General features: G+C 73.7%; 10 protein-coding genes and 1 pseudogene. 6 read left to right on the forward strand and 5 right to left on the reverse strand.

The window, feature by feature from the left end; genetic code table 11:
* Window positions 1-7 precede the first annotated feature (7 nt).
* A complete protein-coding gene (gene ftsY / locus BFV98_RS12485) occupies window positions 8-1198 on the reverse strand; it encodes a signal recognition particle-docking protein FtsY (protein WP_013284575.1) in 1191 nt (396 codons plus the stop codon).
* A gap of 146 nt (window positions 1199-1344) precedes the next feature.
* Between ftsY and BFV98_RS12490 the strand changes: the two genes are divergently transcribed.
* From BFV98_RS12490 to BFV98_RS12510, 5 genes and pseudogenes are all read left to right on the forward strand, one after another.
* Entirely contained in the window at window positions 1345-3057 is a 1713-nt protein-coding gene (locus BFV98_RS12490; RefSeq protein ID WP_013284574.1) for an alkaline phosphatase D family protein, read from the forward strand.
* 13 nt (window positions 3058-3070) lie between these two features.
* The gene (locus BFV98_RS12495; protein WP_013284573.1) at window positions 3071-3496 is read left to right on the forward strand and encodes a MarR family winged helix-turn-helix transcriptional regulator; all 426 of its coding nucleotides are present in this window, start codon (window positions 3071-3073) and stop codon (window positions 3494-3496) included.
* 110 nt (window positions 3497-3606) lie between these two features.
* Window positions 3607-5193 carry an MDR family MFS transporter gene (locus BFV98_RS12500; RefSeq protein ID WP_071096380.1) on the forward strand — a complete coding sequence of 529 codons (1587 nt, stop codon included), beginning with the start codon at window positions 3607-3609 and terminating at the stop codon, window positions 5191-5193.
* A gap of 2 nt (window positions 5194-5195) precedes the next feature.
* Window positions 5196-5684 (forward strand): universal stress protein, encoded by a 489-nt coding sequence (locus BFV98_RS12505; protein WP_013284571.1) that lies wholly within the window; start codon window positions 5196-5198, stop codon window positions 5682-5684.
* 68 nt (window positions 5685-5752) lie between these two features.
* Window positions 5753-6150, forward strand: a pseudogene (locus BFV98_RS12510) (DUF664 domain-containing protein).
* Here the strand turns inward: BFV98_RS12510 and BFV98_RS12515 are convergent.
* On the reverse strand, window positions 6137-7126 hold the full coding sequence (locus BFV98_RS12515; RefSeq protein ID WP_013474359.1) for a helix-turn-helix domain-containing protein: 990 nt from the start codon (window positions 7124-7126) through the stop codon (window positions 6137-6139). The pseudogene BFV98_RS12510 and the gene BFV98_RS12515 overlap by 14 nt on opposite strands.
* A gap of 77 nt (window positions 7127-7203) precedes the next feature.
* On the opposite strand from BFV98_RS12515, the gene BFV98_RS12520 reads away from it, so the two are divergent.
* Window positions 7204-8139, forward strand: a complete 936-nt coding sequence (locus BFV98_RS12520; RefSeq protein WP_071096384.1) for an SMP-30/gluconolactonase/LRE family protein — start codon at window positions 7204-7206, stop codon at window positions 8137-8139.
* Window positions 8140-8178: 39 nt separating this feature from the next.
* Here BFV98_RS12520 and BFV98_RS12525 read toward each other — a convergent pair whose 3' ends face one another.
* The 3 genes from BFV98_RS12525 to BFV98_RS12535 form a co-directional block, all read right to left on the reverse strand.
* The gene (locus BFV98_RS12525; protein WP_071096386.1) at window positions 8179-8799 is read right to left on the reverse strand and encodes an HAD-IA family hydrolase; all 621 of its coding nucleotides are present in this window, start codon (window positions 8797-8799) and stop codon (window positions 8179-8181) included.
* The gene (gene smc, locus BFV98_RS12530) at window positions 8796-12395 is read right to left on the reverse strand and encodes a chromosome segregation protein SMC (RefSeq protein WP_013284567.1); all 3600 of its coding nucleotides are present in this window, start codon (window positions 12393-12395) and stop codon (window positions 8796-8798) included. Before smc ends, BFV98_RS12525 begins: the two co-directional genes overlap by 4 nt.
* Before the next feature lie 315 nt (window positions 12396-12710).
* Window positions 12711-12905, reverse strand: a complete 195-nt coding sequence (locus tag BFV98_RS12535) for a hypothetical protein (RefSeq protein WP_013284566.1) — start codon at window positions 12903-12905, stop codon at window positions 12711-12713.
* Window positions 12906-13238: the final 333 nt, after the last annotated feature.

Raw genomic sequence — 13238 nt, forward strand, 5'->3', positions numbered from 1 at the left:
GGAGAGGCTACGCGTCCCGGGCGAGCGGCTCGGTGCCGAGCAACGCGTCGACGAACTGTGCCGGGTCGAACGGGGCCAGGTCGTCCTTGCCCTCGCCGAGGCCGACGAGCTTGACCGGGATGCCGAGCTTGCGCTGCACGGCGATCACGATGCCGCCCTTGGCGGTGCCGTCGAGCTTGGTCAGCACCACGCCGGTGACGTTGACCGCCTCGGTGAAGACCCGTGCCTGCTCCAGCCCGTTCTGGCCGGTGGTGGCGTCGAGGATCAGCAGCGTCTCGTCGATCGGGCCGTGCTTCTCCACGACCCGCTTGACCTTGCCCAGCTCGTCCATCAGGCCGATCTTGTTCTGGAGCCGGCCGGCGGTGTCGATGAGCACGGTGTCGACGCCGGTGTCGATGCCGCGCTTGACCGCGTCGAACGCGACGCTGGCCGGGTCGGCGGCCTCGGGCCCGCGGACCGTCTCGGCGCCCACCCGGCCGCCCCAGGTCTCCAGCTGGTCGGCGGCGGCGGCCCGGAACGTGTCGGCCGCGCCGAGCAGCACGCTGCGGCCGTCCGCGACGAGCACCCGGGCGATCTTGCCGCAGGTGGTGGTCTTGCCGGCGCCGTTGACGCCGACCACGAGCACCACCGCCGGGACGCCCTCCTTCGGCGCGGTGCGCAGCGAGCGGTCCAGGCCCGGGTCGAGCGCGTTCACCAGCTCGGCGGCGAGCAGCGCCCGCAGCTCCTCCCCGGTGCGGGTGCCGAGCACCCGGGTCCGCTCGCGCAGCCGGTCGACGATCTCCCGGGTGGCGTCGATGCCGACGTCGGCGGTGATCAGGCTGTCCTCGATCTCCTCCCAGGTGTCCTCGTCCAGCCGGTCGCGGCTGAGCAGGCCGAGCAGGCCCTTGCCGAAGACGTTCTGCGAGCGGGACAGCCGGGAGCGCAGCCGGACCAGCCGGCCGGCGGTCGGCTCCGGCACCTCGACCTGCGGCACCTCGACCGGAGGGGCCGGCGGCGCCTCCACCACCACACCGGTGGTGAGTTCCGCCTCGGGGGCCTCGACCGGCGGGCCGGCCAGGTCCTCCTCCGTCCGGGTGTCGACCTCCGTGCGCGGCAGCGGCGGCTGCGGGCGCCGGCGCAGCCGGGGCACCACGAGGCTCAGGCCGCCGATGATCAGCACGCCGAGCAGGGCGAGAGCGACGAGGAGGTATTCCGTCATGCCCGAAATCCTGTCAGATGCCGACGACCGCGTCCCACTCACCGCCTCGGCACGCGAACAACCTGCGGGTACGCTCGCACCGGAAGGCGTACCGCAACCGCCGGCCGGGTAGGGAACAGCCGAAACGATCTTGTCGGAGGTGTGTCGTGCCCGGTTCCCGCCTGCTCATCGGCCCGTTGCTGCGCCGGGTCGTCGACACGCGGGCGACCGTCTGGGTGGAGACCAGTTCGCCCGCCGTGGTCACCGTCCGCACTGCGGACGGCGCCACCGGCAGTGCACCCACCTTCTCCGCGTACGACCACCACTACGCGATCGTCGTGGTGAGCGGGCTCACCCCGGACAGCGCCACGACGTACGAGGTGCTGATCGACGACGAGGTGGCGTGGCCGCTGCCCGACTCGTCGTTCCCGCCCAGCGTGATCCGCACCCGCGCGCTCGACGACGCCGACCAGCCGGTGCGGCTGCTGTTCGGCTCGTGCCGGGAGACCACCCAGCACTCCACCGCGCGGAAGCTGCCGCCTGACGCGCTGGACGCGTACGCCCGCCGGGTGATGGCCGCACCCGACGAGGCCGTGCTGCCCGACCTGCTGGTGCTGCTCGGCGACCAGGTGTACGCGGACGAGACCTCGCCGACCGTGCGGCGGCTGCTCAAGCGGCGCCGGCGGCGGCCGAAGGACGCCCCGGCGACGCAGGTGGTGAGCTTCGACGAGTACACCAAGCTCTACCTGGAGTCGTGGCGCGACCCGGAGATCCGCTGGCTGTTCTCCACCGTGCCGAGCGTGATGATCTTCGACGACCACGAGGTGATCGACGACTGGAACACCTCGCAGTCGTGGCGCGCGGACATGCGCGAGCAGCCGTGGTGGGCCGAGCGGATCCGCAGCGGCCTCGCCTCCTACTGGGTCTACCAGCACCTGGGCAACCTCAGTCCGGACGAGATCGCCGCCGACCCGGTGTACGCGAAGGTGGTCGCCGCCGAGGACGCCACCGGCGTGCTGCACGAGTTCGGCGAGCGGGTCGACAAGGAGGCCGACCTGGCGCACGACACCGAGCGCTGGCGGGCCGTGCAGTACCAATGGAGCTACGCGCTGGACCTGGGCCGCACCCGCCTGGTCATGCTGGACAACCGGTCCAGCCGGGTGCTCCTGCCGGGCAACCGGGCGATGCTGCCGCCGGGCGAGTGGTCGTGGTTCCTCGATCAGGCGCACGGCACCTACGACCATCTGGTGGTGGGCAGCTCGCTGCCGTGGCTGCTGCCGCCGGGCATCCACCACGTCGAGGCGTGGAACGAGCGCCTGGCCGACTCCGGCCGCCCCTGGGTGGCCCGGCTCTCCGAGCAGATCCGCCGGGCGCTGGACCTGGAGCACTGGGGGGCGTTCCGGCGCTCGTTCGAGGCGCTGGGCGAGCTGTTCGCGCGGCTGGGCAGCGGCACCGCGCCGCGCACCGGGGCACGGGTGGGCGCCGGGCCGGCGTACGCCCGACCGGCGTCGATCAGCGTGCTCTCCGGTGACGTGCACCACTCGTACGTGGCCCGGGCCCGGTTCGCCGACCGTAACGTCCGTACGCCCGTGCACCAGCTCACCTGTTCGCCGATCCACAACCAGGTGCCGGCCGCGATGCGCCCGCTGATGACGCTGGGCTGGAATCCCGGCCCGGCCGGGGCGACCCGGGCGCTGGCGCGCTCGGCCGGCGTACGCCGCCCGCCGGTGCGCTGGCGGAAGCTGGCCGGGCCCTACTTCGGGAACGCGGTGGCCACGCTCACGCACCAGGGCCGCAGGGCCGCCGTGGTGATCGAGGGGACGACGAGCGAGGGCGAGCTGCGGCCGGTGGCGCGACAGCAACTCAGCGACGAGGACTGAGTACCCTCTGAGCGTGGACGAGACGCTGCGCGCCGTGGAGCACGAGTTGACCGCGTTGCTGCGCCGCGGCCGGGCGCTGTCCTGGGAGATCGCCCGCGAGGTCCACCCGAACCTGGAGCCCAACGCGTACGGCCTGCTGCTCTGGCTGCGCCGCTCCGGCTCGATCCGGCTCACCGACCTGGCCGCGAAGCTGGGGATCGGCAAGGGCACGCTGAGCCGCCAGATCGGCGGGCTGGAGGCGCTGGGTCTGGTCCGCCGTGACCCGGACCCGACCGATCGGCGGGCGGCCCAGCTCAGCCTCACCGAGGAGGGCACCCGGCGGTTCGACGCGGCCCGGGCGGCGCGACTCGGACAGATAAGGCGTTCGCTCGAAAGCTGGCCGAAAGAGGACGTGGCGGACCTCGCCCGGCTGATGCACCGCTTCAACGAGTCGTTCTGAGCCCGCCGGCAGGGGGAACAATCAGCGTCCGGCCCGAGTTGTTGCTCAAGGCAACGGCTTCTACGGTTGCCCGAGGCAACCTTTCTCCCCCGCTCCGGAGGCACTCCACGATGACTCAGGCGACTGCGCCCGCACGGGCGACCGCCGTCGACATGTCCCACCGGCAGATCCTGGAGGCGCTCTCCGGCCTGCTGCTGGGCATGTTCGTCGCGATCCTCTCCTCCACGGTCGTCTCCAACGCGCTGCCGCGGATCATCACCGACCTGCGCGGCGGTCAGTCCGCGTACACCTGGGTGGTCACCTCGACGCTGCTGGCGACCACCGCGACCACGCCCATCTGGGGCAAGCTCTCCGACCTGTTCAGCAAGAAGCTGCTGGTCCAGCTCTCCCTGGTGGTCTTCGTGCTGGGCTCGGTGCTCGCCGGGCAGGCCCAGACCACCGGCGAGCTGATCGCCTGCCGGGTGGTGCAGGGCGTCGGCGCGGGCGGCCTCACCGCCCTCGCCCAGGTGATCATGGCGACGATGATCGCGCCGCGCGAGCGCGGCCGGTACAGCGGCTACCTCGGCGCGGTCATGGCCGTCGGCACCATCGGCGGCCCGCTCATCGGCGGCGTCATCGTGGACACCTCCTGGCTCGGCTGGCGCTGGTGCTTCTACGTCGGCGTGCCGTTCGCCGTGCTCGCCCTGATCGTGCTCCAGCGGACGCTGCGGCTACCAGTGGTCAAGCGCGAGGTGAAGATCGACTGGTGGGGCGCCACGCTCATCACCGCCGCCGTCTCGCTGCTGCTGGTCTGGATCACCCTGGCCGGTGACCGGTACGACTGGATCTCCTGGCAGAGCGGTGTGATGGTGGCCGGCGCGGCGCTGCTCGGCGCGCTCGCAGCCCGGGTCGAGAAGCGTGCCGCCGACCCGATGATCCCGCCGCACCTGTTCCGCAACCGCACCATCACGCTCGCCGTGATCGCCAGCATCGCGGTCGGCGTCGGCATGTTCGGCGCCTCGGTGTTCCTCGGGCAGTACTTCCAGATCAGCCGCGGCGCCAGCCCGACCATGTCCGGCCTGATGACGCTGCCCATGATCGGCGGCCTGCTGGTCTCCTCGACAGTGGTCGGCCGGATCATCACCAGCACCGGCCGCTGGAAGAGCTGGCTGGTCATCGGCTCGATGCTGCTCACCGCCGGCTTCGCGCTGATGGGCACCATGCGCGCCGACACCCCGTACTGGCACCTCGCCGTCTTCATGGCGCTGATCGGCCTCGGCGTCGGCATGTCCATGCAGAACCTGGTCCTCGCCGTGCAGAACACCGTCCGCCCGGACGAGCTCGGCGCGGCCAGCTCGGTGGTGGCGTTCTTCCGCAGCCTCGGCGGCGCGATCGGCGTGAGCGCGCTCGGCGCGGTGCTCGGCCACCGGGTCACCGGCTACATGGCCGACGGCCTGAGCCGCCTCGGCATCCCGGCCTCCGGGTCGGGCGGCGGTCTGCCGGACGTGCACACGCTCCCCGGCCCGATCCGCGCAGTGGTCGAGGCCGCGTACGGGCACGCCGCGGGTGACATCTTCCTGGCCGCCGCCCCGTTCGGGCTGCTCGCCCTCGTCGCGGTGGTCCTCATCCGGGAGGTGCCGCTGCGCCGCTCCAACGCCGAGCCGGTCCCCGCCGGGCGGGAGACGGCCGAGGCGGTCCCGGCCGGAACGAAGGACTGACGATGGACGCCGCGGAGCGCGAGCGGTACGGCCCGCAGACCCGTCCGCTGCCCTACGAACGGGGTACAGACGGGCCACGGGTCGTGCTCGTCGGCGTGGACGGCAGCCGCACCTCGATGCGCGCCGCCGCGTACGCCGCCGGCCTGGCCCGGCGGCAGGGCGCCACGCTGGTGGCGGTGTTCGTCAGCTCGCCGGCCTCGTACAGCGCGATGCTCTCCGGCGTGGTGGCCGGGGCGGTCCAGCAGACCCACGACGAGCTGGCCGACGAGCTGCGTGCCGAGTGCCGGCGCGGGGCCGAGGAACTGGACCTGCCGGTGACGTTCCTGTGCCGGCGCGGCGACGCCTACACCGAGCTGTGCCGGGCCGCCGACGAGCACCGGGCCGACATGGTGGTGGTCGGCTCCTCGGAGCAGGCCGGGCACAAGCTGGTCGGCTCGGTCGCCACCCGGCTCGTGCGCACCGGCCGCTGGCCCGTCGTCGTGGTCCCCTGAGGGTGTAAGGAAGGGCCCCCTGTTAACGCCTCGCGTTGTACAGGGGGCCCTTCTTAACATCGGCGCCCATGACCTGGACCGCACCCGAGATCGACCGCCGCCACGAGCCCTACGTCGCCGACGAGCGCACCATGCTCGAAGGCTGGCTCGACCACCACCGCGACACCCTGGTGCACCCGGCCTCTACGACGACCAGGAAGACCCGGACGCCGACCTGAACGCGGTCGCCGACGCCGACCCGGAGCAGACCTTCGCCACCTACCTCGCCGAGGTCGCCGCCGCCCGGCAGGCCGCCGCCGCCCTCCCCCTCGATCAGACCTTCCGGCGCCCCCGCCGGGACGGCACCGCCGAGACTCGGACGATGAGCGTCCGCTGGGTCAACATGCACATGATCGAGGAGTACGCCCGGCACAACGGCCACGCCGACCTGATCCGCGAGCGTATCGACGGCGTCACCGGGGCCTGACCCCTGCCGGGCCGCCCGCCCGCAGCACCTGCTCGCCCAGCGGGGTGAGGCAGTGCCGCACCCCCGCGCCGTCCCGCCGCGTGGTGATCAACCCGGCGGCCCGCAGGGTCGCCGCGTGCTCGCTGGCGGTGGCCGCGGAGACGCCGACCCGGCGGGCCAGCTGGGAGGTGCCGGGAGCGTCGGCGGTCGCCGCCAGCACGGCCGCCCGGGTCCGCCCGAGCAGGTCGGCCAGTGGCGCCCCGGCCCCCAGCTCACGCCGCCCCGGCCGGATCGGGTAGACCAGCACCAGCGGGCCGCCCGGGTCCGCCAGCAGGTAGGGCTGCGGGGCGAGATGACAGGGCAGCAGGGTCAGGCCCCGGCCGCCCGCGGCTACCTCGACGTCGTCGGCGACCGCGCACCGGTAGGACAGCGCGTAGTGCTCCCCCGTCTCGGCCCAGGCCAGGTACGGGCTGAGATCGCGCAACACCCGGTCGAGGCCGCCGGCCGCCAGCGTGTGGCCGCGTACCGCCCGGTCGGCCCGTACCGCGCCCTCGATCTCCGACCAGTAGGGCGCGAGCGCCACGCCGTGGAAGGCGCGCATCGCGGCCCGCAGCCGGGCCCGGGCGGCGGGCTCCCCGGCGGCCAGCGGCGCCACCCGGGCGGGCAGCGCGCCGGACGCCACCAGCGGGCCCAGCTCGGCGGCGAGCACCTCGTCCGGGGTGCCGGCGACCCGGTCCAGCAGGGCGTCGAGGCCGCCGTCGAACACCGGCGGGGTCACCAGGTCCGGCACCAGGTACGGCGTCCGGCACAGGTCCAGGTAGGAACGCATCTCGGGGCGCAACGCCGCCCGGGTCCGGGTCCGCCACCCGGCGAGGTGCTCCGGCACGTCGGCCAGGACCAGCCGCTGGGCGGCCATCGCCAGCTCGACCAGCACCGCCGGTTCGGACCGCAGGACGGTGCGGCTCAGGTCGGCGGCGTTGAGTCGCAGGGTGGTCACCGGCGAACGGTAGCCACCTTTCGGCCCGTGCCGAAAGGGGCTTCCGGGCGGGCCGGCGCCGCCGGACGCTGCGTGGCGTGAAGACACTCCCTGCGGCGGCCGCCGCGGTCCTGACGGCGGTGACCGTCGGCGTACCCCGGCCCGCCCCCACCGACGTCCGTCCCGACACCTACGTCGTCTCCCGCGCGCCCGACGTGCTGCCCGAAGGGCTCGCGGTAACCGCCAGCGGCACGATGTACGTCACGAGTTCGGCCACCGGCGCGGTCTACCGGGGCGACACCCGCCGGGCCGGGCTGCGCCCGTTCCTCGCCCCCGGCGCCGACGGCCGGACCAGCGCCGCCGGGGTCCGGGTGGACCGCCGGGGCCGCGTCCTCGTCGCCGGCTGGACCACCGGCACGCTCTTCGTGTACGCGCCGGACGGCACCCTGCTGGCCCGCCGCGCCGCCGCACCCGGCGCGGCCCTCAACGACCTGGCGGTCACCGAAGACGCCGTCTACGTCACGGACTCCGCCACCGGCACCGTGTGGCGGGCCGGGCTCCCCGGCGGGCGCGTCGGCGCCCTGGTCCCCTGGGTGGGTCCGGACGACTTCCCGGCCGTCCCGGTCTTCCTCAACGGCATCGTGGTCGACCCGTCGGGCCGGGTCGCCCTCGTCGCGGAGCAGGGCGGCGAGCGCCTGTTCCGGGTCGACCTCGCCGACCGGTCCGTGACCGAGGTCGAGGTGAGCGGTGGCCGGATGGGCGCGGACGGCCTGCTGCTGGAGGGGGACCGGCTCTACGGCGTGGTCAACGAACCGGACGGCGCCGGCGGCACCCGGTTCCTGGTGAACCTGGCCCGGCTCGACCAGGAACTACGTACCGCCCAGGTGGTCGACCGGTCCCGCCCGGTCGGCATCCAGCGGTCGCCCACCTCGGTGGCGCGCGACGCCGGCCGACTGCTCTGGGTGGACAGCCAGCTCTTCGCGACCACGCCCGCCCCGCCGTTCACGGTCACCGAGGTGCCGGGCCTGCGGTGAGCGGCGCACGAGCCGGGCGGGACACGGGGCCCGTCCGGCTCAGTACGCCAGCGCCGCGCGCAGGTAACGCAGGTCGGCCGGGCCGCTCCAGCGGTGCGCGGACAGACCAGCCACCCGGGCGCCGGCCACCGCGCGGTCCTCGTCGTCGACGAACAGCACCCGCCCCGGCGGCGTCTCCAGCGCCTCGCAGGCGGCCTGGAAGTACTCCTTCGCCGGCTTGTGCACCCCGACGACCGAGGAGTTGACGATCACGTCCAGCTCCCCGGTCAGGCCCAGCGCGGCCAGGTCGGCGTCGAGCAGGTCGGTCGCGTTGGTGCCCAGCCCCAACCGTACGCCCGCGGCCCGCACCTCGCGGACGAACGCCAGCACGTCCGGGTCGACCTCGCCGCGGTAGCTCTGCCACTGGTCCACCGCCGCCCGGGCCCGCTCCGGGTCGCCGATCGTCGGGGTCAGCGCGTCGGCCACGCTCGCCATCCACTTCGCGTGGCTGACCTGGCCGGTGAGCACCGGCTGGAGCAGCCCCCAGGACATCGCGATCTCACCGAGGACGCCCTCGGGCAGCCCGTACTCCCGCTCGACACCGGCGGCCACCGCCGGATCCCAGCGGCGCAGCACGCCGTCGAAGTCCACCAGGAGCGCCGTGGCGCGTTCCCGACTCACTCGTCTGTCACCTGTTCCTCGTCGTCGGCCCGGTTGAGCCGCTGGCTGATCACCTGGGTCACACCGGCGCGCATCGTCACTCCGTAGAGCGCATCGGCGATCTCCATGGTCCGCTTCTGGTGCGTGATCACGATGAGCTGGCTCTTCTCCCGCAACTGCGCCAGCAGTGTGATCAGGCGGCCCAGGTTCACGTCGTCGAGCGCCGCCTCCACCTCGTCCATGATGTAGAACGGGCTGGGCCGGGCGCGGAAGATCGCCACGAGCATCGCCACCGCGGTCAGCGACCGCTCCCCGCCGGAGAGCAGCGAGAGCCGCTTGATCTTCTTGCCCGGCGGCCGGGCCTCGACCTCGACACCGGTGGTGAGCAGGTCCTCCGGGTCGGTGAGCACTAGCCGGCCCTCGCCGCCGGGGAACAGCACGGTGAAGACCTGCTCGAACTCCCGTGCGGTGTCTTCGAACGCGCTGGCGAAGACCTCCAGGATCCGGTCGTCCACGTCCTTGACCACGGTGAGCAGGTCACGCCGGGTCGCCTTGAGGTCCTCCAGCTGCTCGGAGAGGAACTTGAAGCGCTCCTCCAGCGCCGCGAACTCCTCCAGCGCGAGCGGGTTCACCTTGCCCAGCAGGGCCAGCTCCCGCTCCGCCTTGGCGGCCCGCTTCTCCTGCACCGGCCGCTCGTAGCGGACCGGCTCGGGCACCGGCCGGCCCTCCTTCTCGGCGAGCGCCACGTCCGCGTCGGTGGGCGGGACCAACCGGTCCGGGCCGTACTCGGCGACGAGCGTGGGCACGTCCAGCCCGAAGTCCTCGGCGGCCTTGGCCTCCAGCTGCTCGATGCGCATTCGCTGCTCGGCGCGGGCCACCTCGTCGCGGTGCACCTGGCTGGTGAGCCGTTCCAGCTCGGCGGCGAGGCGCTTGGCGGCGCCGCGTACCTCGGACAGCTCGGCCTCGCGGGCGGCGCGCTCGCGGGCGACGGCGTCGCGGTGCTCCTCGGCCCGGGCGATGGAGACGGTGAGCCGGGTGAGCGCCTCCCGGGCGCCGCCGACCACGGCCCGGGCGATCTGGGCGCCGCGGGTGCGGGCCGCGCGCCGGGCCGCGGCGCGCTCCCGCGCCGCCCGTTCGGCAGTGGCCTGCCGGGCCAGCGAGTCGGCCCGCCCGGCGATCGAGGCCACCCGCTCCTCGGCGGTACGCACCGCGAGCCGGACCTCCATCTCGTTCTGCCGTGCCTGCGGCACCATGGCGGCGAGCTGGTCGCGCTCCTCGGTGGAGGGTTCGGCGTCGAGCGGGGTGGCCTCGGCCAGCCGCAGTCGTTCCTCCAGCTCGGCGAGCGCCGCGAGGTCCCGCTCCCGGGCCGCCTCGGCGCGTGCCCGGGACTCGCCGAGCCGGTCGGTCTCCGCCTTGGCCGAGCGGGCTGCGGCGCCCAGTTCGGCGAGGCGGCGCGCGGCGGCGTTGCGGTGGCTCTCCGCCTCCCGCTTGGCGGCGGCGGCGTGCTGCACCGCCTCCTTGGCGGCGGCCACCTCGGCGCGCGCCTCGGCGAGCTGTTCGCGCAGCTCGGCGGCGGTGCGTTCGGCGGTGGCCCGGTTGGCTCGCGCCTCCTCGACGGCGGCCTGCACCTCGATGAAGCTGGGCGCCTTGGCCGACCCGCCCGCCGCCGCGTACGCCCCGACCACGTCGCCGTCGGGCGTGACAGCGCGCAGCTCCGGATTCGCGGCGACGAGCGCGGACGCGGCGGCCAGGTCGTCGACGAGCGCCACGTCGCGCAACGCCCGGTGCACGGCCGGGCGGATCGCGGGCGAGCACTCCACCAGGTCGGGGGCCCAGCGGGCGCCCTCGGGCAGCTTCGGGCGCAACGCGTCGGCGGGCCCGTCCATGCCCGGCCCGGCGGGGCTGCCGACCAGCAGCCCGGCCCGGCCGGCGTCGGAGATCTTGAGCAGCCGCATCGCCTCGACCGCTTCGTCCACACCGCTGACCGCCACCGCGTCGGCCAGGCCGCCCAGCGCGGCGGCGAGCGCCGCCTCGTCACCGGGGGCGACGGTGAGCAGCCCGGCGAGGCTGCCGAGCAGCCCCGGCACCTGGTCGGCGCGGGCCAGCAGCTCCCCGGCGCCGTCCTTGCGGCGCAGCCCCATGGCGAGCGCCTCCTCGCGGGCCTTCCAGGTGGCGGCGTCCTTCTCGGCGGCGCGCTCCCCGTCAGCGAGGCTGCGCACCGCCGCCTGGGCCCGCTCGTGGACGGCCACCGCCTCGTCGTGCCGGGCGTCCAGGTCGGCGTTGTCCCGGTCCGCCTCGGTCGACTGCTCGGCGACCGCGTCCAGGTCGGCCTGCGCCTTCTCGGCGCGGCCCATCGCGTCGGTGTGCGCGGCGGCGAGCCGTTCGATCTCCTCGCCGGCGCTCGTGGTCCGCGCCCGGGCGGAGTTGACCTGGCCGGTCAGGCGGGCCAGCCCCTCCCGCCGGTCGGCGATCGCCTTGGCCGCAGCGACCAGTTCCCGTTCGGCGGCGGCGAGCTGCCGTTCCAGCTCCTGGCGGTGCTCGACCGCCTCGGCCAGCCGGATCTGGTCCTCGGTGAGCGCCGCGCGCAGTTCCTCCTCCTGCTCGCGGACCCGCCGCGACTCCGCCTCCAGCTGCTCGGGGTCGCGCCCGGGGCGCTCGTCGTCGCCGGCGGCGCTGAGGTGACGCAGCCGCTCCCGGGCCAGTTGCTCGATCGAGCGGAACCGCTCCTGGAGCGCGGAGAGGCGGTACCAGGTGTCCTGCGCCGCGGCGAGCAGCGGCGCGTCCTCGGCCAGCGCCGCCTCCAGCTCGCCGAGGCGGCCCTGCACCTCGCCGTGCTCGGCCTCGATCAGCTCGCGCCGCTCGCGCAGCGCGGTCTCGTCGGCGATCTCCTTGTCCAGTGTGGTCCGCAGCGTGTGCAGGTCGTCGGCGAGCAGCCGCAGCCGGGCGTCGCGCAGGTTGGCCTGGATACCGGCGGCGCGGCGGGCCACCTCGGCCTGCCGGCCCAGCGGCTTGAGCTGGCGGCGCAGCTCGGCGGTGAGGTCGGTCAGGCGGTTGAGGTTGGTCTGCATCGCGTCGAGCTTCCGCAGCGCCTTCTCCTTGCGCTTGCGGTGCTTGAGGACGCCCGCCGCCTCCTCGATGAACGCCCGCCGGTCCTCCGGCTTGGCGTGCAGCATGCCGTCGAGCCGGCCCTGCCCGACGATGATGTGCATCTCGCGGCCGATGCCCGAGTCGGACAGCAGCTCCTGGATGTCGAGCAGGCGGCAGGAGTCGCCGTTGATCTCGTACTCGCTCTCGCCGGAGCGGAACATCCGGCGGGTGATGGAGACCTCGGTGTACTCGATCGGCAGCGCGCCGTCGGTGTTGTCGATGGTGAGGGTGACCTCGGCCCGGCCCAGCGGCGCCCGTCCGGCGGTGCCGGCGAAGATGACGTCCTCCATCTTGCCGCCGCGCAGCGCCTTGGCGCCCTGCTCGCCGAGCACCCAGGCGATGGCGTCGACGACGTTGGACTTGCCGGAGCCGTTCGGGCCCACCACGCAGGTGATCCCGGGCTCCAGCTTCAACGTCGTGGCGGAGGCGAAGGATTTGAAGCCCTTCACCGTCAGGCTCTTGAGATGCACCTTCTCGATCCTCGTCCGGTGGCCGCCGTACCGTCGCCGGCTGCGCGGACCTGGTGAACCCGCAGACTAACCCGGGACCGGGGCGCCGCCGCCACGCGACCCACCCGCCGGACCCGCTGTCCGCTTTCCGCCCGGCGGTCGCGGGCGGAACGGAAATGCATGATCACAATTACCGGGCGCAATTCCGGGCGGTTCCGCAAGATCGAGAATTGCGACGCCGGCGACGAAAAGGGGTCCGCACATGGCTGCGCGCCGGCACTTGAGTGTCGGCGCGCTTTTCGGTGTGGTGCGATTCAGTTTTCCGACAACTGGAGATCAGGTCAGTGCGGGCTCGGCCAGACGGAGGAGGTCATCGGCCTCCGCCGCTGCCGCCGCAAGCCGATCGTTGTCGGCGCGCAGACGCGTGATCTCGAACTCCAGTGCCTGAACCCTGGCACGCAGTCGGGTGACCTCGTCGAGCAGACGCCGGTCGGGCGCTGCACTTACGTGGCCGTAGAGGGCCTTCGCCATGCTGACTCCTTGATGTGCGCTGCCGGAAAGGCCGGCCAACGCGCGCCCATGATGTTCGCGGCTGCCATTCCCACTGCATCGGGGCATGGCTGGGCGCGACTGGCGACACCTACATATTGAGCCGAAACCCCCTCCTTCGTCAAGTTGACCAAGGCCGTAGATCATCTCCACGTCGGCCGGTCCACTCGCCGGGGGGCTGCCACAAGGCGCGGACACGCTCTGTCCGGACGCCTTTACTGTACGCCGGAAATGTGTGAACGACTCATCCTTGCCGCCGGCTTCGCCTTAACTCTTTCTTAGCCACGTTGCCGCAGCTCGGAGTGCGCCCGTAGC

Origin of the sequence: Micromonospora sp. WMMB235, assembly GCF_001855515.1 — a bacterium.
GTDB lineage: Bacteria > Actinomycetota > Actinomycetes > Mycobacteriales > Micromonosporaceae > Micromonospora > Micromonospora aurantiaca.

What these genes read in the sequence shown, in the direction of transcription:
- ftsY (WP_013284575.1), bottom strand. Translation starts at nt 1,198, where the DNA reads ATGACGGAATACCTCCTCGTCGCTCTCGCCCTGCTCGGCGTGCTGATC.
- BFV98_RS12500 (WP_071096380.1), top strand. Translation starts at nt 3,607, where the DNA reads ATGACTCAGGCGACTGCGCCCGCACGGGCGACCGCCGTCGACATGTCC.
- BFV98_RS12505 (WP_013284571.1), top strand. Translation starts at nt 5,196, where the DNA reads ATGGACGCCGCGGAGCGCGAGCGGTACGGCCCGCAGACCCGTCCGCTG.
- BFV98_RS12535 (WP_013284566.1), bottom strand. Translation starts at nt 12,905, where the DNA reads ATGGCGAAGGCCCTCTACGGCCACGTAAGTGCAGCGCCCGACCGGCGT.